General features: G+C 59.3%; 16 protein-coding genes, 1 tRNA gene and 1 pseudogene. 8 read left to right on the top strand and 10 right to left on the bottom strand.

Going from position 1 to position 19,283, the window contains the following annotated elements; all coding sequences use genetic code 11:
- Positions 1-13 precede the first annotated feature (13 nt).
- Together EV286_RS12930 and EV286_RS12925 are read right to left on the bottom strand one after the other, a co-directional pair.
- Positions 14-811, bottom strand: coding sequence for a DJ-1/PfpI family protein (locus EV286_RS12930; RefSeq protein WP_132957553.1), 798 nt, complete (start codon positions 809-811; stop codon positions 14-16).
- 160 nt (positions 812-971) lie between these two features.
- The gene (locus tag EV286_RS12925) at positions 972-2,195 is read right to left on the bottom strand and encodes an MFS transporter (protein WP_165932836.1); all 1,224 of its coding nucleotides are present in this window, start codon (positions 2,193-2,195) and stop codon (positions 972-974) included.
- A 351-nt stretch (positions 2,196-2,546) separates the two neighbouring features.
- On the opposite strand from EV286_RS12925, the gene EV286_RS12920 reads away from it, so the two are divergent.
- Complete coding sequence (locus tag EV286_RS12920) at positions 2,547-3,371, top strand: arginase family protein (protein WP_245500701.1); 825 nt, start codon at positions 2,547-2,549, stop codon at positions 3,369-3,371.
- Positions 3,372-3,474: 103 nt separating this feature from the next.
- Here EV286_RS12920 and EV286_RS12915 read toward each other — a convergent pair whose 3' ends face one another.
- Positions 3,475-4,488, bottom strand: a complete 1,014-nt coding sequence (locus EV286_RS12915; protein WP_132957551.1) for an AraC family transcriptional regulator — start codon at positions 4,486-4,488, stop codon at positions 3,475-3,477.
- A 182-nt stretch (positions 4,489-4,670) separates the two neighbouring features.
- Here EV286_RS12915 and EV286_RS12910 point away from each other — a divergent pair, with 182 nt between their 5' ends.
- Together EV286_RS12910 and EV286_RS12905 are read left to right on the top strand one after the other, a co-directional pair.
- A complete protein-coding gene (locus EV286_RS12910) occupies positions 4,671-6,293 on the top strand; it encodes an arylsulfatase (RefSeq protein ID WP_132957550.1) in 1,623 nt (540 codons plus the stop codon).
- A 653-nt stretch (positions 6,294-6,946) separates the two neighbouring features.
- Positions 6,947-7,960: an aldo/keto reductase gene (locus tag EV286_RS12905; protein ID WP_132958047.1), complete on the top strand. Its 1,014-nt coding sequence runs from the start codon at positions 6,947-6,949 to the stop codon at positions 7,958-7,960.
- Positions 7,961-7,987: 27 nt separating this feature from the next.
- Here the strand turns inward: EV286_RS12905 and EV286_RS12900 are convergent, their stop codons facing one another.
- Complete coding sequence (locus tag EV286_RS12900) at positions 7,988-8,923, bottom strand: LysR family transcriptional regulator (protein ID WP_132957549.1); 936 nt, start codon at positions 8,921-8,923, stop codon at positions 7,988-7,990.
- Between the two features lie 214 nt (positions 8,924-9,137).
- Here EV286_RS12900 and EV286_RS12895 point away from each other — a divergent pair, with 214 nt between their 5' ends.
- Positions 9,138-10,349, top strand: a complete 1,212-nt coding sequence (locus tag EV286_RS12895; protein ID WP_132957548.1) for an MFS transporter — start codon at positions 9,138-9,140, stop codon at positions 10,347-10,349.
- 273 nt (positions 10,350-10,622) lie between these two features.
- Here EV286_RS12895 and EV286_RS12890 read toward each other — a convergent pair whose 3' ends face one another.
- From EV286_RS12890 to EV286_RS12875, 4 genes are all read right to left on the bottom strand, one after another.
- Positions 10,623-11,297 (bottom strand): type 1 glutamine amidotransferase domain-containing protein, encoded by a 675-nt coding sequence (locus EV286_RS12890; RefSeq protein ID WP_132957547.1) that lies wholly within the window; start codon positions 11,295-11,297, stop codon positions 10,623-10,625.
- A 247-nt stretch (positions 11,298-11,544) separates the two neighbouring features.
- On the bottom strand, positions 11,545-12,915 hold the full coding sequence (locus EV286_RS12885) for an NAD-dependent succinate-semialdehyde dehydrogenase (RefSeq protein WP_132957546.1): 1,371 nt from the start codon (positions 12,913-12,915) through the stop codon (positions 11,545-11,547).
- 83 nt (positions 12,916-12,998) lie between these two features.
- Positions 12,999-13,739, bottom strand: a complete 741-nt coding sequence (locus tag EV286_RS12880) for an SDR family oxidoreductase (protein WP_132957545.1) — start codon at positions 13,737-13,739, stop codon at positions 12,999-13,001.
- The gene (locus EV286_RS12875; RefSeq protein ID WP_132958046.1) at positions 13,736-14,206 is read right to left on the bottom strand and encodes a heme-binding protein; all 471 of its coding nucleotides are present in this window, start codon (positions 14,204-14,206) and stop codon (positions 13,736-13,738) included. The genes EV286_RS12880 and EV286_RS12875 overlap by 4 nt, the downstream gene beginning before the upstream one ends.
- Before the next feature lie 410 nt (positions 14,207-14,616).
- Between EV286_RS12875 and EV286_RS12870 the strand changes: the two genes are divergently transcribed.
- From EV286_RS12870 to EV286_RS12860, 4 genes are all read left to right on the top strand, one after another.
- Positions 14,617-14,922: a UBP-type zinc finger domain-containing protein gene (locus EV286_RS12870; protein WP_132957544.1), complete on the top strand. Its 306-nt coding sequence runs from the start codon at positions 14,617-14,619 to the stop codon at positions 14,920-14,922.
- Positions 14,922-16,622: a cyclic nucleotide-binding domain-containing thioredoxin-disulfide reductase gene (locus EV286_RS12865; protein ID WP_132957543.1), complete on the top strand. Its 1,701-nt coding sequence runs from the start codon at positions 14,922-14,924 to the stop codon at positions 16,620-16,622. Before EV286_RS12870 ends, EV286_RS12865 begins: the two co-directional genes overlap by 1 nt.
- A 605-nt stretch (positions 16,623-17,227) precedes the next feature.
- Entirely contained in the window at positions 17,228-17,377 is a 150-nt protein-coding gene (locus EV286_RS31945) for a hypothetical protein (protein ID WP_165932835.1), read from the top strand.
- Between the two features lie 174 nt (positions 17,378-17,551).
- Positions 17,552-18,709, top strand: a complete 1,158-nt coding sequence (locus tag EV286_RS12860) for an MFS transporter (RefSeq protein WP_245500713.1) — start codon at positions 17,552-17,554, stop codon at positions 18,707-18,709.
- Positions 18,710-18,874: 165 nt separating this feature from the next.
- Here the strand turns inward: EV286_RS12860 and EV286_RS12855 are convergent.
- Together EV286_RS12855 and EV286_RS12850 are read right to left on the bottom strand one after the other, a co-directional pair.
- Positions 18,875-19,006, bottom strand: a pseudogene (locus EV286_RS12855) (transposase); the annotation flags it as partial.
- 187 nt (positions 19,007-19,193) lie between these two features.
- Positions 19,194-19,270, bottom strand: a tRNA-Met gene (locus EV286_RS12850).
- Between the last annotated feature and the right edge of the window lie 13 nt (positions 19,271-19,283).

Raw genomic sequence — 19,283 nt, 5'->3', positions numbered from 1 at the left:
TTGCGTGATCGTCTCAGGCTTTGACGAGCTTCCGGTCCAACGCAGCGATCAGGGCCGCAGCGATCGGATGGTCCGAGCGCGGGTTCTGCCCGGTGATCAACTCACGATCCTCGATCACGTAGGGCTCGAAATCCGGACCGACCGTCGTTTTGGCGCCTGCCAGGTCCAAAGTTTCGGGCATGTGGAAATAAAGCTTGCCGTGGAGGATGTTGTCCTCGATTGGTTTTTCCTCGCTGCCTGAATAGACAGTCATCCGGTAGCCGGCATATTGCCATCCCTTCGCGAGTTCGGCTGCCTTGGCGCGGTCACCCTGGATTAGCGCCGCGCGAAATTCCTTCGCCCGAGGCATGGCCGAGATCGAGACGATCGGACCGTGGCAGAGCAGCGCGGTGGGCTTTCCGGCCGCATGGAAATGCCGAAGAATCTCGCCCGCGTCGGGATCCTGCATCAAATCGACGACCGGCCCTTGACCTCCAGGGGCGAATACGCCCGCATAGTTATCCAGCCCCTCCTCGACCACCGATCGCAATGTGCGGCCTTGGTTCGTCGAGGGATCGTTGGCAAAGAAATCCTTGCCACGCCGATACGCCGCGTCGTCGCCACCGAAATGCTGGACCGCATCGGACACCGGGTCGATGTAAGGCTTAGCACCCGAAGGAGTGGCGAGCAGAACTTCATAGCCTGCCCCGACGAGCGCCATCATCGGTACCACTGTCTCATTGAGATACTGTCCCGTCGGCCCGGTGCCGCCTCCTTGAATCTCGATACGTGTGGCGTTCGAACCCAGCACCACCACTTTTCCCTTGCTCATGAAAGCCTCCTGATGTTGCGCTGTGGACGGCGGACCGAAGCCGGCCATCCGGGGAACTGTGGAGACGATATCGTGGCGACCGCGGGACGGCTGGTTAAATGAGGTAAAAACCGAAGTGGGTCGTAACGGTTGGGATCGGCCGGCGACGCTACGCGAGTGGCTAGGTTTTCCGGAGCGGATAAGGCCCCAGGAAAAGAATCACTGTCGCGCCGGCGATAAGCAGCAGCGCACAGGCTTCGAGGATTCCCGAATAGGTGCCCGTGCTGTCGAATGCGTAGCCAAACAGGCTGGGCCCTACGAAAGCGCCTACCACGAAGATGCCGTACAAGGTTGCATAGGTCGTGGCGTAGCTCCGCATCCCGAGATAGCGGGAAACCAGATAGGCCATCAGGTCGAATTCCACGCCAGACACGAGCCCGAGCAATAGAATGGCGATGCAAGCCATGGAGAAGCTGACATCATCAAGCGAAAGGATAAGGCAGGCGACCGCGCCCAGCGTCAAAATGGCCGTGCCAACCGCGGGTGCCCAGAACCTGTCGACCAGAACGCCGCCAAGCAGCCGACCGGCGACAGCCGCTATTCCGACGAGCGAGGCGAGCTGCACGACTTCAGTTGGCGACAGGCGCAGCGAACGAAGTATGTTCTCGATGTTGGGAAGCGGCGCCGCGACGGCGAGCGACATCGGGATGAAGACGATGGCCAGTAGCCAGAACGAGCGTGAGCGGAAGGCCTCGCGTGCGGTCATGCCTTCCAACGCCGTCCCCGGCGTCGGTCCCGCGTCCATATTCCTGCTGCGCAATCCGGCAAAACCCCAAAGAACCATCGGGCATGCGACGAGTATCGGCATTGCGCCCACTACGAGGATCGCGACACGCCAACCACCGGTCTCGATCAACAATTGAGCCAGCGGCTTCACCACGAAGGCGAACAAGCCCGCGCCGGATAATGCGATGCCCAGGGCAAGACCCCGGCGCTCCTCGAAGGCACTGTTGATCACCCGCGTGAAGACGACCGGCGTCGCTCCCAACCCGAAGATCGCAATAGCCAGCCACGAGAGATAATATTGTCCAATCGAGCCGTTCGATGCCGCGAGCGTCATATAGCTCAGGCCCAGGCACGGCAGAGAGGTCGATGCCACCAGGCGCGCTCCGAACTTGTCGATCAACGTCGCGAAAAATGGCCCGATAATTAAAACCGAACCGGCCAACAGCGACAGGCCACCAAAAATTGCTGCGAACGACCAGCCGAATTCTTTCGCTAATATCGGCGCAAAGACGCCGATCGTGTAGAACGGAATGGCAGGCAGGCCCAAGGCCGTTCCGAGAAGGCCGGCCAGAACAATCTGCCAGCCGTTCCTGAACTCGGCGAAGTCCGTTCCCGTCACTAAAGACTTCCTTTCGTCGAAACCGATAGCTGAGCAATCGCATCACTGCGCAAACATGTAGGCCCAACGTATCGCTGTCAGCAACCCATGCAAGGTTCACGACAATCCCAACACCAGCGGATAGTATCCGACGGTGGCGGCCACCGATAAAAAACGTGCCGTCTCTGGAATGCCCGCTTCCAGGATGCGCAGGATGCGATTGCTGCCAAGTCGAATACCAAGAAGGGGCGCTAAGCCGTCCTTCAGTGACCTGATCGACTACGTCTGCTCTGGCCGGCAGCGGTCATCCTCGCGCTTGGCAGAATAATCGGCTACAGGCTTGAGCAACGAAAGAATTCAAGGTTTCAAGCCGTGACGAGAAACGTGGAACATACGGTCTTCCAGGGACGCGCAGGTGACCACAACGATTTGGCCATGCCAGGTGCAAAGGCTATTGGCGAAGAATTACGGCGTCGAACCGGTATTCCCCCGACCGTAATCGGCACCCCGGAGCCAGCTCTGAATATCGGGTGGCGCGAGGAGTTGGATGCAGCGCTTCCGGCGCTTAAAGAGGTACAATCCCGATTTGATGACGTGCTCGCCAGAGGTGCCGTATCGATTGCCGCGACGAGCCGCTGCGCCGTCTCGCTGGCGACGCTTCCGGCCGTGGCCAAGCACCATCCGTCGGTATGCGTCGTGTGGTTCGATTCCCACGGCGATCTAAATCCCCCCGAGGCAACTACGACTGGATATCTCGGCGGGTTGGCCTTGGCAGGGCCGCTCAGCCTCTGGGATTCCGGGCTGGGAGCAGGTCTGAACTTGGACCAGGTCGTTCTCGTCGGTCAGCGTGACCTCGATCCATACGAACTGGATTTAATTGAGCAGTACAGCATCCCGCATATCAAGCCGGGAGCTAACTTTGCGACCGAGCTTAAGGCCGCGATCGCCGGCCGTCCGGTCTATGTGCATCTGGATTGCGATGTGTTGGAGCCCGGCATTGTCCCAACCGACTACAAGCACGACGGAGGTCTTTCCCTGGACGACCTGCGTGTCTGCTGCGAGGTGATTGCGGGCCACAAATTCATCGGGATCGAAATTGCGGAGTTCCAGAATTCGTGGGAGATCGATGGCCCGCCAGTATCGCCCAGCGCATTGATGGATGCTCTGGAGCCAGTCTTGAGAACCACCTCCATTTAAACCAAGCGTCTGATTGGCGCCACAGGCGAGCATGCCCATCATCTGGCAGGGAGCGGGGTAAATGATGGGCCTCGCGAAAGTGGAAGTCCAATTCCGAATCCGTCTACACCGACGATGCCCGCTGACCAGAGCCCCATTGGCCCGTATGCCGGTGAGCGGTTCGCAGCGTTTCGGACGGCAATTCCCCGTAGCTTGTCTGATAATACCTTGCGAAAGCGCTCAGATTTCCAAATCCGCAGTCGAAGGCAACCGATGTCACAGTCGTGTCCTCGCCCGGGGCAACCAGCCTCGCTCGCGCCTCGGCTAGCCGGACCCGTCGGGCGAATGCGATCGGAGATATGCCGCGCGATCGCCTGAAGGAATGAAACAAGCTTCTGACGCTCGTGTTGACGACCGCAGCCAGTGCCTCGATCGTCAACGGTTTGTACCAATTGGCCCGGATGTATTCCTCAGCGCGCAGAACCTGCCACGGCGCAGCCTCTGCTACCCCTTCAGATAGCCGTTGACTGTAGTTGTGCTGCGAGTTGCAGAGGTAGGCGACCATCATTGCCTGCACCAATTCCGATAGCAGAATGGGCGACAAAGTAGTGCTGGGTCGGCCCAGTTCTCCAATTAGAAAATCAAGAAACCTCAACTGCACGTCATTCGAGACGATGCCTTCTTCGATGTGCAACGGTGGATCGACCGGGGCACCTATCAGACTTGATAGCTTCCGGGTCAGACCGAGAGGGTTGATCCGCACAATGAGATGTTCGAAGTCGGATGAATACCGGATTTGTAGTCGCGCACCTGGCCCTCCCATGATCCCTCTTTCGCGGGATAACGTTCCCGATGCTCGCCCAACCACTGCGTCGCCCCCACCTCGCAGCGGAAATCCTTGTAGGAAGTAGTCGGACTGATCAACCAAGACATTCATGGCGGCACCGTATCGCGCATAGGTCAAGCCAACATCTTCAATCTGGCAATGATTGAGGCGAGCGTCGAAGCGGTGGCGTTCATCCGGAAAATCTATCGACCGGACAGAAAACAGACCTGAGATACGAGTCAACAGTTCGTCCGGGTCCGTGGTTGCAAGTTGGGGAAAGTGGCCAAGCGGATGGGACGTGACGGTGTCCATAATGAATCCGTACTCCTATTGCCCAATCGGCTTTCAATAACGAGTGGCACTCTGCGGCTGCTCGTTGCAGTAATCAAGTAGCGCCTACTTCATCAATAAAATACGCTTCCGGGTAGTGTTGCGACCGATCGTGATTGCTCACGACCGATCGCAATCGAGGAGAATTGCCGGAGGAGAAAGTGATGGACGGGCGCATCGACGAAACTCAGGCTGTCAAAGGCGACTTGACCCGCAGGGGCATTACCCGCCGAAGCCTCCTGCTGCTTGGGAGTACCGCACTCGCCGCGTCCGCGATCCCGTTGCCGTCCCTGGAGCGGTCCGCCAAGGCACAGACCACCACAAGGCCTCCGAACATCCTCATTCTGTGGGGGGACGACATCGGATACTGGAACATTAGCGCCTGTAACCAAGGAATGATGGGCTACAAGACGCCCAACATCGATCGGATAGCGAAAGAAGGCGGACTGTTCACCGACTACTACGGACAGCAGAGTTGTACGGCTGGCCGCGCAGCCTTCATCACCGGCCAGTCGCCTTATCGCACAGGCCTGCTAAAGGTCGGGCTGCCTGGCGCTAAGGAAGGAATGCAGGCGGAAGACCCGACCCTCGCTGACCTCCTCAAGCCCCATGGCTACATGACGGGTCAGTTCGGCAAGAACCACCTTGGCGACCTCGACGAGCATCTGCCAACTGCACACGGTTTCGACGAGTTCTTCGGCTCGCTCTATCATCTCAATGCCGAAGACGAGCCGGAACATCCGGATTATCCGAAAAATCCGGAGTTCAGGCAGAAGTTCGGCCCGCGCGGCGTGCTCCATTCCTATGCCGACGGGCGGATCGAGAATACCGGGCCGCTCACGAAGAAGCGGATGGAGACGATCGACCAGGAGGTCACTGACGCCGCGATTGATTTTTTGAAGCGCGCCAAGGAACAGGACAAGCCATTCTTCCTGTGGTGGAACTCGACGCGCATGCATGTGTGGACAAGGCTGAAGGCGGAAAGCCAAGGCAAGACTGGACTTGGCATCTATCCGGACGGTATGGTGGAACACGACGAAATGGTCGGCCAGATGCTGAAGGCACTGGATGATCTCGGGTTCGCCGAAAACACGATCGTCATGTACTCGACCGACAACGGCGCGGAAAAATTCACCTGGCCGGATGGCGGTCAGTCACCCTTCCGCGGGGAAAAGAACACCAACTGGGAAGGTGGGTTCCGCGTGCCTTGCGCCGTGCGCTGGCCCGGCACGATCGCACCAGGGACGATCTACAACGATGTGATCGCCCATGAGGACTGGATTCCGACGCTCGTTGCTGCTGCTGGCGAGCCTGACGTCAAGGAGAAGCTGCTGCAGGGTTTTGCCGCCGGTCCCAAGACCTACAAGGTCCACCTCGACGGCTATAATATAACCGACTACCTGGCAGGCCGCGGGCCGGACCCCCGACGGGAGTTCATCTATTTCGTGGACGACGGAACGCTGGTGGGCCTTCGATATGATCAGTGGAAAATCGTCTTCGCCGAGCAACGTGCCGAAGGACTCGACGTGTGGCAGGAACCTTTCGTCCCGCTGCGCCTGCCGAAACTGTTCAACCTGCGTTCCGATCCGTTCGAGACCGCTGACCACGAAGGTATGGATTATGAACGGTGGCGCGTCGAGCACCTGTTCGTGATGGTACCGGCACAGGCTTACGTCGCCAAATTCCTTGAGACCTTCAAGGAGTATCCGCCGCGGCAGAAGCCCGGAAGCTTCTCAATCGACCAGGTGATGCAAAACCTGCAGAACTCTCCGGGGGGCGCAAACTAGACTCGGGTGAACCGACAACGATCGCGTTTTGACTGAGAACGAGGCGCCGTCGTTGAACCTGGGGCAGACGGACCCAAACAATGACCGCATTGGGCCGATAGGCGGCGAAGAGCACAGCTGGAATGCGTCTCAAGCTCGCGCTGGCAGGACCCCGCCTTGCCAGGGCAACCCGATAGCCCGCAGCCTCAATCGATATTCAAGTCTAACCCATCTGCCCAGACAATGCTTTCTATTCGATAGTGTCAGCGTACTTGGCCGCTATGTTGCGGCGGGTCGTCAGGTCTTGGGCAACAATCAACACGAGGGGTATAGCTATCGCAATCAATGCGGTCGTTCTCGTGCATGGCACTTTCGCAGCCCGTTGTCATCGCGGACTTTGTCGCAAAGGCGGCATCGTCGCTTTAGGGTGGGCAGAAAATTGGGGTTTCCAAGGAGGCCCGATTTCCAGATCGACAAATTCTTACACCACTGCCAACGGGGAATGATTTCCGCTCTTTCGGGCGACGACTTTGCAATCCCCGGCCGGATCTATGAATTTTCTTCGCATATCCTGGGAAGCTCCAGTGACTACCGGTCGTGACCCACCTCCTCTATCTCTATATCCGACACGGTCTTGACGTGGTTCACACAAGCCAGATCGAAAGGATAAGATGATGACTCTCAAGGATATTCTGCCGAGCAAGCTCGGTTTTGGCGCAGCCCCGCTCGGCAACATGTTTCGCGATATTCCGGAGGAAGAGGCGTTGGCAACCGTCGAGGCCGCCTGGAACGATGGTATTCGCTATTATGACAACGCGCCGTTCTATGGCGCCGGCCTCGCCGAGATCCGCATAGGCCAGGCGCTTGCGAACAAGCCGCGCGACCAATATGTGATCAGCACCAAGGTTGGCCGGGTCATCCTCGATGAGATCGAAGATGTCAGCGCCCGCGACCTCGGCGAGAAGGGCGATGTCTTCAAATACGGACGCCCTAACAAGATCGTCAACGACTACTCTGAAGACGGGACCCTGCGTTCGATCGAGGATAGCCTCAAGAGGCTCAACACCGATCACATCGAACTCGCCTTCGTGCATGACGTCGCCCAGGATTTTTATGGCGACGAGTGGCTCAGCGTTTTCGAAAGCGCGCGCAAGGGCGCCTTCAAAGCACTCGACCGGTTGCGCGACGAAGGCGTGATCAAGGCCTGGGGCCTTGGCGTCAACCGGGTCGAGCCGATCGAACTCCTGCTCGCGCTGGAAGGCCCGCGCCCGGATGGCTTCCTGCTCGCCGGCCGCTACACGCTGCTCGACCATGACCTTGCCCTTCAGCGCGTCATGCCGAAGGTTGCCGAACGTGGACTCGGCATTATCGTCGGCGGCCCATACAGTTCCGGCGCGCTGGTGGGTGGCCCGAACTTCGAGTATGCCCCGGCAACGCCTGTAATTCTTGACAAGGTGGCGCGGATCAAGGCAATCGCCGATCGACATGGTGTGAGCATGAAGGCGGCTGGGCTGCAATTCTCGCTCGGCCACCCCGCCGTTGCCGCCGTCATTCCGGGCGCGAGCAAGCCGGGGCGCATCGCGGAGGATCGCGCTGCTCTCGAAGAGGTGATCCCGGCGGATTTCTGGCGCGAGATTCGTCAGGCCGGCCTGGTCAATCCGGATGCCCCTCTTCCCATCGCGGGCTGAGGCATAGATTTCTCGAAAGAGCCTCGCCTATCCGACCATGGGCGAGGCTTCTGTCGTCGGATCGGCGGCGAGAAATTTCTGCATGCGCGGCACCGTGAAATCGAGGAAGGCGCGCACCCGCACCGGCATCAACTGCGCTCCCCGGTAAAGCGCATGGATGTCGTCGAAATCCGACACCGTGCTGTCAGCGAGAAGTTCGACCAGTTCTCCGCGCGCGATCGGGCCACGGACGTGATAGTCCGCAATGCGCCCTATCCCCACTCCTGCAATCGCCATTCGTCGGATCGTTTCGCCATTGTTGACCAGTAGCGAACCGCTCAGCATGCGCTCAACGATACGGCCGCCCTCCCGCATCGGCCAGACCGGATTGGCGCGGCGAAAGTTGAAGCCGAGGCAGTTGTGCTTGAGCAGGTCTTCGGGCGCCTCGGGCATACCCCACTTTTCGAGATAGGTAGGCGAGGCGACGATCCGCCGCCGAGTTGTACCGATCTTCCGAGCCATGAGATTGGAGTCGGGAAGCTTGCCCACCCGGATCGCAACATCGGTCCGGTCGAGATAAAGATCGACCGTTTCGTCCGACAGCGAGAGATCGACGACGATGCCGGGATAAGCCTCCCAGAAGGCCGGGAGGATTGGCTCGAGCGCCGCGACGCCAAAGGTGACCGAGGAACTGACGCGGATCATCCCCTCTGGCTCGGCGCCCCCTTGCGCGATCTGTTGTTCGGTTTCGTCGAGATCGGCGAGAAGCCGCTGGCTTCGCTCGTAGTAGAACTGTCCCTCCTTTGTCAGCGCCAGACGTCGCGTCGAACGTTCGACGAGCCGGATGCCCAGCCGGCTTTCAAGGCGGGCGACGAGTTTCGAAACGGTGGAGGGCGTCATGAGCAGCAGCCGCGCGGCTTCCGAGAAACTGCCGGCCTCCACGACCTGAACAAATACCATCATCTCGCCCGCACGATTGTCCATGACGTCATCCCGGATCTGAATTCACCAATGATTGGCATCATACCGCCGCATGGCCGGACTGAAAGCACCAATCTGTGAATTTACTTCTCAGATGATGGGAAGTCTGGATGTCTACTGATCCTTGGCTCGATGTGAGATTCAATCATCAGAGCAGCACGCCGGACTTGAGTTCCTCGAAGCGACTGTTCTCCACCCAGTCGAAAGGACCATCGTCGTGGCCATCACCTCTGAAGCTCAAGTCTACGTTCCCGCGCCGACCGGTGGCGCCGTGCGCTCGCAAAATCTGACACTGCTTGCGCTGGCGCTCGGTAGCTTCTCTATCGGGACCTCCGAATTCGCCAGCATGGGCATCATCCAGCTCTTCTCTGACAGCCTCGGCATTAGCGTCCCCGAGGCCACCAATGCGATAACCGCCTATGCCTTCGGTGTCGTTATCGGCGCCCCGTTGGTGACACTCGCCGCCGCACGGCTCAATCGCCGCACGCTTCTGCTCTTCCTCATGGGCCTGTTTATCGTCGGCAACGTGTTATCAGCATTCGCTTCGAACCTGGGCCTACTGATGTTGGCACGCTTCGTCAGCGGTCTGCCCCAAGGGGCATATTTCGGCGCCGGCGCCGTGGTCGCTTCCTACATCGTCGGCCCTGGCCAAGCGGGCAAGGCCTTCGCCATTGTCATGACGGGCCTGACCGTCGCGACGATCGTCGGCTCGCCGCTCGCCACCTTCCTCGGCCAGACGATCGGCTGGCGCCAAACCTATCTCGCTGTCGCGGCCGTGTCGTTGCTTGCATTCGGCGCCATCTGGCAGTGGGTGCCGCGCACCAAGGCGCTTGACGGTGTCCCGGTCATCCAGGAGCTCTCCGCCCTGCGCAAGGGCCGGGTCTGGGGTGTGATGGTCGTTGCGGCTCTTGGTGTCGCCAGCATCTTCGCGGTCTACACCTTCATCGCCCCGCTTATGACCGACGTCGTCAAGGTCACGCCCGAAATGATCCCGGTCGCCCTTGCGCTCTTCGGCGTCGGCATGACGGCCGGCAATGTCTATGGCGGCAAGCTCGCCGACCTCTATCCGGCCCGCGGCATAGTGCTCGGCTTCGGCAGCGCGCTCGCCATCATGGCAGCGCTGGCTGTCGGTGGCGCCAGTCCTTGGGTCTTCTTCCCGGCCATGTTCGGCGTGGGTGCCGCGATGATGGCCGCCATTCCGACGATCCAGGTGCGCCTCAGCCGTTTCGCTCCAGAAGCCCCGAGCCTGATGGGCGCCATGAACCTGGCCTCGCTGAACGTTGCGAATGCGGTCGGTGCCTGGGCGGGTGGTGTCACGATCGCGGCAGGTTATGGCCTCCTCTCTGCCGTCTGGGCGGGCTTCGCCCTCACTCTGATCGGGCTCGTCATTTTCGGTCTCACGCTGATACCAAAGGAAAGAGCCGCCTAAGCGGCTCTTTCCTGCGTCAAAACTCGTCCGACGTCGGCGGCTTCTATCGATGACGCCCCGTCGTTGCCTTCTTCGGATTCGCTCAGAAGCAATTGTTCTTAGATCAGGCCGTGAGGTCTGCTTCGGGGCCGGAAGGAGACTGGCCGCTTCCGGAGAAAGACCTGGAAATGCAGACTGAGGTTAGCGCTTCGTTCGAGCCAAGCAGTTGCTGTTCGAATCTCGCCCGGATCGAACCCATGGCGGCGCGACGACTTATCCCGGCTTGTTCATCGATTAGGCCAACTTCTTCAGGGCGGCTACCAGCTCCTTTGCCAATGGTCCCGCAGAGGCAGGATTCTGACCGGTGATGAGGCGGCCATCGACGACGACATGGGGCTCCCAGTTGGGCCCTGACGAGTACTCGGCGCCCTCAGCTTTAAACGCATCCTCAAGCTCGTAGGGCACGTCATCGCGTGCGTAATCGTACTCCTCCTTTTTTGAGAATGACGTAAGCCTCTTGCCGCGCACGAACGGTGTTCCGTCTCCGAGGTCCACGCCGAGTAGAGCACATGGACCGTGACAAACAGCGGTCACGAGTTTACCGGTGCTCCAGGCGCGCACAACAGCTTTATGGACATCCGCATTGCGCTGGATATCAACCATGGGTCCGAGGCCGCCCGGCACCAAGATGGCGTCGTAGTCGGCGGCGTCCACTTCGGACAACTTGCGGCTGCGATTCAATCGGCGAAAGGCTTTGCTCTCGAAAAATTCCTTCTGGGCAGAATCCTTCTCGTCGTACGCGTCATAGGGCGTCCATCCCCCAGCGGGTGAAGCGAATTCAATTGCGATTCCTGCTTTGTCGAGCACATCGAAAGGATGGGCGACCTCCGCAAAAAAGAAGCCGGTTTTGCGATTGTGCGGGCCGATTACGGCTGCGTTGGTCACGATGAACAGAACGTGTTGGGTCATGGTTCTCTCCTTGATTGAAAATGATGCGTTCAAAAACCAAATTCACCTGCGCAAGAATTTCGTCTGATTAGATGTAAGCCATCGAGAGGTCCTGAAGGACAACGGCCTTCCAAGCTCGTGCAGATCTCCATGACCGAGCCGGTGGGGCCTTGCGGCTCGACACAAACCGAGAGTGCTTGGGCGGTCCTGCTGCGGCCCATCACGACGCTTGCGGTTCTCACCGTACCGCGATGGTTTCACACAACCATCAGTGCGCGATAAGCACCATCTTCTGGTTCACCAACTCCTTGATGCCAGCGCCCGCTAGTTCACGGCCATAGCCGGATCTCTTGACGCCACCAAACGGAAGCTCCGGTCCCGTAAAGGAAGACGTGTTGATCCACATGGAACCGGTTTCGACCTGCGAAGCGAGGGTCTTGGCGCGCTCGATGTCGGCGGTGAAGATGGCACCGGAAAGTCCGAAATTCGAGTCGTTCGCAATTCTGACGACGTCCTCATCGCTCTTGACAACATGGACCTGCGCCACTGGACCGAAGAATTCCTCGAAGTAGGCGGGATTGTCCCGCGATACATTGGTGAGGATTGTAGGTTTGTAGTACGCGCCGGGCCCCTCGATCACGGCCCCACCGACGAGAACCTTGGCGCCGGCCTTTACGGCGCGCTCGACCTGCCCCGCGATATCGTCGCGGGCTCCGACGGACGACATCGGCCCCAGCCCGACGGTTTCGTCCATGGGGTCGCCGATCTTGGTGTTGGTGAACTTGTCGGCAAGTTTCTTCACGAACTCATCGGCGACCTTTTCGTGGATCAGGAATCGCTTGGCACCGTTGCAGACCTGGCCGCATCCACGGAGTCTGGCTTCCACGCCGACGGCGACGGCCTTGTCGATGTCAGCATCATCGAGAACGACGAAGACATCACTTCCGCCGAGCTCCATCACCGACTTCTTGAGGTTCCTGCCCGCGTTGGCCGCCACGATGCTGCCCGCGCCCTCGGAACCTGTAAGAGCCACGCCCTGAACGCGATCGTCAGCGATGAGCTTCGAGATCTGGTCGCCCGTCGCGAAGATATTTGTCCATGCCCCCTCCGGCGCACCCGCCTCCGCCAGGAGCTCCTCGAAAGCAACCGCGGCCTGCGGCACCATGCTCGCATGTTTCGCAAGAACGGGGTTCCCGATCGCCAGGTTTGGTCCTGCCACCCGGATCAACTGGTAGAACGGAAAGTTCCAGGGCTCGACAGCGACGACGACACCGATCGGATGATACTCGAGCCAGGCGTCACCCTTCGACGTCACCACCTTCTCGCGCGCGAGAAAGGTTTCGGCGTTGTCGGCATAGTATTGGGCGATGTCTGCGGTGATGCGCACTTCGGTGCGGGCTTCGTTGATGCGCTTGCCCATTTCCAAGGTCAGGATCCGAGCCAAGTCGTCGACGCGACCGTTCACTAGCTCGGCAAATCGGCGCAAGACTTCGAGGCGGGGAGTCCTGTCCCTCTTGCACCACGGCGACTTGTAGAGGGAATGCGCCTGGGTGAGCGCCCTTTCGATTTCGTCGTCGCTGTGGTTGTTGAATGTCTTGAGGACCTTCCCGGTCGCCGGGTTTACGCTCTGATACGCCATGTCACATTCTCCTTTCAATTTCGGGTCGCGAAAGACCGGCTCTGAAAATCTGGACACTCGGCCGCGCGAAATTGATCGCCCGATCAGAACTCCTGTGCCGTCGGACGCAGCACGATCTCGTTGATGTCCACGTCCGCCGGTTGCTCGATGGCAAAAGTGATCGCTCTGGCAACAGAGCTGGCGGGGATCGCTGACTTGTAGAATTCCATGACCGCGCCCTGCGACGTGCCGCTTGTCGTGTGCTTGAGATCGCTCTCCACAGCACCGGGTTCGATCGAGGTCACCTTGATCTTGCTGCCGATCTCCTGGCGCAACCCCTCGGAGATGGCCCGGACGGCGAACTTGGTGCCGGAATAGACTGTGCCGCCCGGCGCGAAGACTTTCACGCCCGCGACGGAGCTGATGTTGATGATGTGGCCGGCCTCCTGCTTGATGAACATCGGCAGCACCGCGGCGATGCCATAGAGCGTGCCCCTAAGGTTGACGTCGATCATCGCGTCCCATTCATCCGTATTCACTTCCGCCATCGGACGGATCGGCATCAGCCCGGCATTGTTGACCAGGACATCCAGCTTGCCAAAATCGGATGCCACCGCGTTCGCGACTGACTGGAACTGGCCCCTGTTTGCTACGTCGAGCTCATAGGCTTTTGCCTTGCCGCCCGAGGACACAATATTGGAAGCAACCTCGTCGAGCTTGCCGCGCCGACGGGCGGCGATCGCAACCTTCGCTCCCTTCGAGGCGAGCATCTGGGCGGTCTCCGCGCCCAGGCCCGTGCCGCCACCGGTGATCAGCACGACTTTTCCTTCGATATTGGCTGTCATCTTCCTTGCTCCCTTCTTGAGGTGTCGGATTGCCTCTCTTGCTCGAGTTGCGCGTCCATCGCGCACACGCCGGCCTGAGCGACAGCGATGTCTTGCTCCACCGAGCCCGCGCTTGCTCCCACGGCGCCGATCAACCGTCCCCCACGGACGACGGGGAGCCCGCCGCCAAATATGATGACGTTGCCGTCGTTACTCTGATGAATGCCGAAGAGCGGTTCGCCGGGCTGGGCCAGTTTTGCCAGATAGTCCGTCTTCTTGTCGAAGAGCCGCGCCGTGACCGCCTTCTTGATTGCCAGATCGATGCTGCCGATCAGCGCGTCGTCCTGCCGGACGAAGGCAATCAGATGTCCTCCTGCATCGACCACTGCGATATTGTAAGCGATGGCAAATTCCGCCGCCTTTGCTTCAGCCGCTGACAGCATCAGTTTGGCGTCATCCAAAGTAAGGGTCGTTATAAGCCGGGTCATCTCAGATCCTCGGGTATCTGATGACGGCTGATCGTTCTGCCGCACATTCCGTATCCATTGGAGCTATTCACACCGTTCGGGCGACGCTTTCCGTCGCTTTCGTTGGATGGAAGCTACCATCTGTTCCTGGCGCTGCGTGTAAAGGTCGGTAAACGCGCGTTAAATCTGGCATTCACCAATATTGCGCGATCCCTCGGCATCCCCCGAAAACGAAACAAAGGCAGTTGACCAACTCGCGCCAACCATGAGGCTCGACCAGCGTCCGAACAGCACAGCCGTGCAAGATTCCCTGAATTTTGCGAGGATACGCATCTTTTAACCTGCAGCCCCGACCGATCACGATAGGCTTCTCGTGGAGCATTTCTTGCTGAACGGTATGGCAAAGCGTACGCTCGCACTCAGGAGAACAGATGTCACAATCCTGCGCACATACGCTCGGCCTCTCCCGCGTCGTTCCCCAGTCCCTTGGATGTGAGGAATGCCTCGCATCTGGCACCGCATGGGTGCATCTGAGGCTGTGCCGGACGTGCGGGCATGTCGGCTGCTGCGACAGCTCGCCCGGCAAACACGCGACCGCGCATTATCGTGCCACGGCTCATCCGATTATCGAAGGCTATGATCCGCCGGAAGGATGGGGCTGGTGCTATGTTGACGAGCAACTCGTCGAACTTCCCGACAAAACGCCGCAACGCGGGCCAATACCGAGGTACTTCTGATGGTCGACGAGGGCGACGTCAGCACTGCCAGCAGCCCGATCTCTGCTACGCTAGGCGAAATCCCAGGCGAAGCATTTCCGCGCCTGACCTCGGAAATGGTGGCACGCGTTGCCCATTTCGGGCGAAGCGATCATTTCGACGGCGGAGATTACTTGTATGAAGTTGGTGATCGGGAAGTCGATTTCTTCGTCGTTATGGAGGGCGCCGTCGATGTGTTCGAAAGCGACGGACGAGCCGGACACGTGCTTATCGCCACGCACCGCCAACATCAGTTTACCGGAGAGCTACATCATCTAAGCGAAAGAGCGGTGCTGGTCTGCGCCAGGGCCCTTGTTCCGACCTCAGTCATCCGCCTACCCCGCGCCGCCCTTCTCCAATTGGTCCGCGCAGAACCGGATATAGGAGAGATTATCCTTCGCGCATTCATTCTCAGGCGTGCTCGCCTTCTGGAACACGCCGAAGGCGGCACGGTGGTCGTGGGCGATTGCCACGCCGGAGATACCGTCCGCATTCAGACTTTCCTGGAAAGGAACGGGTACCCATATCGTTGCCTGGACACTGACGCCGACGACGACGCACGAGCGGCAATGGAGTCTTTTCATGCCGACGCCGGCAACCTGCCGATCGTTGTACTGAATGGTGCCAAGGTCCTTACTCAGCCCACAAACCGCGACCTTGCAGAGGCTCTGGGAATAACCGAGCGGCTAAGTCCCTCCCATGTATATGACGTGGTTATCGTTGGTGCCGGGCCATCGGGTCTCGCCGCAGCAGTCTATGCCGCATCCGAGGGCTTGGACACAGTGGTCATCGAGGCGGTCGGCCCCGGTGGTCAGGCAGGCACCAGTTCCCGGATTGAGAATTATCTCGGCTTTCCGATGGGTATCTCGGGACAGGACCTTGCTCGGAGAGCACAAATACAGGCTCAGAAGTTCGGCGCGCGGTTCGTCGTCGCCGATGCGGCGTTGCGTCTCGACTGCTCGCGCTATCCATTCGGAGTGCATCTCGACGGAGGCGGTGTTGTCTTTGGCCGGTCTGTCGTTGTGGCGACTGGCGCAAGATATCGAAGGTTGGATATTCCCGAGTCTCAGCGCTTCGAAGGCAAGGGAATTCACTACGCGGCCACGTCAATCGAGGCGCAGCTTTGCGAAGACGCTGAAGTCGCGGTCGTGGGCGGTGGAAATTCCGCCGGGCAAGCAACGATCTTCCTGTCGTCACAGGCCCGGCACGTGCATCTGCTTGTTAGAGGCGATGGACTTTCGGACACCATGTCTGACTATCTTGTCGGTCGCATAGTCCAATCTCCCAGGATCACCTTGCACACCCGCAGCGAGATCACCTCACTCTTCGGCGAGAGTTGCCTTTCGAGCATCCGATGGCGACAACGCGGTAAAAATGAGTTCGAACATGCCGTCTCGAACCTTTTCCTGATGATCGGGGCCCTCCCGAATACCGACTGGCTTGACGGTTGCGTGGAACTCGATGATCGGGGCTTTATCCTGACTGGCGCCGATGCATCGAACAGTTCGCCCTATGCGACAAGCATCCCAGGAATATTCGCGGTTGGCGACGTTCGCGCCCAATCCGTGAAGCGGGTCGCCTCGAGTGTCGGCGAGGGCTCAGTCGTGGTGCATTCGATCCATGGCTGGCTGGCGAAAAACCCGGTGATGCCGGACGCTAGCGGCCGTAGGACGGTCGGTTGAGTAGTGCTGGTGTCGATTTGCCCTGAGAATTTACCTCTCAGGGCCAATCGACACACACAGATCGCCTCGAAAGAAACAGGGTCGCTCCCGAAGGTCTTTGGCCTGGCAGCGCCAAGCAGCATCTTGCGACTTGCTGGATGCCATCGCCGCATAACGCAAACCAGGCGGCCTCTGGTATCGCCCCGCGATCAATCGGTGAAAAGTTGTCAAACCTTTAAAGCCATGGATATCTGGCCGCGCCTGCTTTGGCGTCCATCCTGGTAGCGATTTTCCCGATCTTTAACCAGCTTTGACTGTCCACCTGCGCCGGACCCTCTAGCATCGGTGGCCTTGCACCCGATTGACGTGTCTGGATGACGTTCTGATGGAACTGCGCCCAGCGGGTTCACCAGACCGGGCGCCCCTCAGTTTACGCACGGCGTCCTGGAGTTCGATCGTCAGGCGACACTTACTAGGTTGCTCCAATACGGAGCGAATTTTTGAACTGGCTTCCAAAGTGGCGTGCTCCGTGGACGTGTAACAGTCTCAGGTCGGCCCGTCGTCTTTTGTCACGGCATCTCCGTGCGTTTGCCGGCCAGGATCAAAAGCCAGCGAAGGACCAGACGATGAAACTCAAGGAACTTCTCCCAGGGAAGCTCGGCTTCGGCGCTGCACCGCTCGGCAACATGTTCCGCGACATTCCCGCCGACCTTTGGCGCGAGCTGCGCAATGCCGGTCCTGTCGATCCGCTAGCACCGCTGCCGATCGACAATTGAGCACTGCCCCAGGCTTCTTCACCAGCGGAGGCTGGTGACTCCTGTGGCCTTAGATCTTGCCAACTGCCGCAACTTGCGGCCCGAAACACGATTGGAAGAACGATGCTGAACCAAGGATACGATGCTCAGATCAACGCGCTTGGCGTTCATTGCACCGATGCCCGGCAAAGGCGGATGTGTGGATTCACGCTATTTTCCCTTGCGCTCGGCAGCTTCTGTATCGGGACGTCCGAATTCGCGAGCATGGGGATATTGCAGCTTTTCTCTCAGTCGCTCGAGATTAGTATTCCAGAGGCTACCAACGCCATCACGGCCTACGCGTTAGGAGTGGTCGTCGGGGCGCCCCTGGTAACACTCGCAGCGGCTCGGCTCAATCGCCGTACCCTGCTCCTTGGTCTGATGGCGCTCTTTGTCGTGGGAAACGTGCTTTCCGCGAGTGCGCCAAATCTCGCAATGTTCGCTATCGCGCGCTTTGTCAGTGGCCTTCCCCAGGGCGCTTACTTCGGTGCAGGAGCCGTGGTCGCCACATACATCATGGGGCCTGGACGTGGGGGAAAGGCATTTGCTCTCGTTATGATGGGGTTGACCGTCGCCACCATCATCGGATCGCCCCTGGCAACCTTTCTCGGTCAGACGATAGGATGGCGGAACACATATCTCACCGTTGCTGCCGCGAGCGCGGTGTCGCTTGCGGCCCTGTGGGCCTGGGTCCCGACGACCCCCGAACTCGATGGTGGATCAATTCGGCAAGAGCTGAAAGCTCTTCGCAGGTTCTCCGTATGGGCAATGATGTTGGTTGCGGCTCTTGGGGTCTCCAGTATTTTCGCGATCTACACATTTGTCGGGCCGTTCGTGACCGACGTTGCCATGCTTGATCCGGAATGGATCCCAGTTGCCCTTGCCATCTTCGGCATCGGAATGACAGTCGGCAATTTTATCGGCGGACGGCTAGCCGACGCATATCCCGCACGCGGGCTCGTTCTGGGATTTGGTATCGCCTTGGTCGTCCTAGCCGCCTTGGCAACGCTTGGTGCGAACATCGCTGTAATGATGGTTGGACTATTTGGCATTGGCACGACAATGTTCATTGCTATACCCACAGTCTCAGTTCGCATGACCAAGCTCGCTCCAGATGCACCGACATTGATGGGTGCGATGAGCCTCGCGGCCTTTAACGTATCGAACGCCATAGGCGCCGCAGCAGGTGGGTTCACGATTGGCGCGGGTTATGGGCTTCTTTCAGTGGCGTGGGCGGGGTTCTGCCTCACCTTTGCTGGTCTCGCCGTCTTCGCGGTCACTATGCCACGCGGCCGGCAACTGGCGGCCGCTTAGCTCTCTATCTCCGGACTGGCGATACTGTCTTAATTCTAAGAGCTAGATCCAGTCGCAGCGCGCAAGCGGCATGGGATCAGTAGCGACGAGAGGGGCAGTGTTCAGTGCCGACGCACTCGAACGACCGCCCGGGACGGTAGGGCCTAACAGATAAAAATCACAGACCTTGGCTTTCCGCTTGTAGATGCCGGCATCACTGACGCCGCGCTTCCCACAATGTTCGGAGACCGGCGTGGCCGCCTCATGCTCCTCCAGAATCGCGATGCTCTGTTCGTCCGCAAAACGATTGCGCTTCATTCCCCGGTCCTCTCAATGGGCCAGAACTTGCGTCAAAATGGCTCATTTCGATGGGCAAGGTCGCATTCCGCGCGATTGCTAGGCCCCGCCCTTGCACGAGGTGCTTGTGCACTTGGCCGGTCTGGATGTTTGGGGCATAAATGCAAAAAAGCCCCTTTGAGGGGCTTTGTCGGGATCATGGGAAGATTGGTTGCGGGGGCAGGATTTGAACCTGCGGCCTTCAGGTTATGAGCCTGACGAGCTACCGGGCTGCTCCACCCCGCGTTACCAGGTTTTT

The sequence above is a fragment of the Rhizobium sp. BK251 genome (genome assembly GCF_004345245.1).
In the GTDB taxonomy this organism is placed as follows: Bacteria; Pseudomonadota; Alphaproteobacteria; order Rhizobiales; family Rhizobiaceae; genus Rhizobium.
This window is presented reverse-complemented; position numbering and strand designations above follow the sequence as displayed.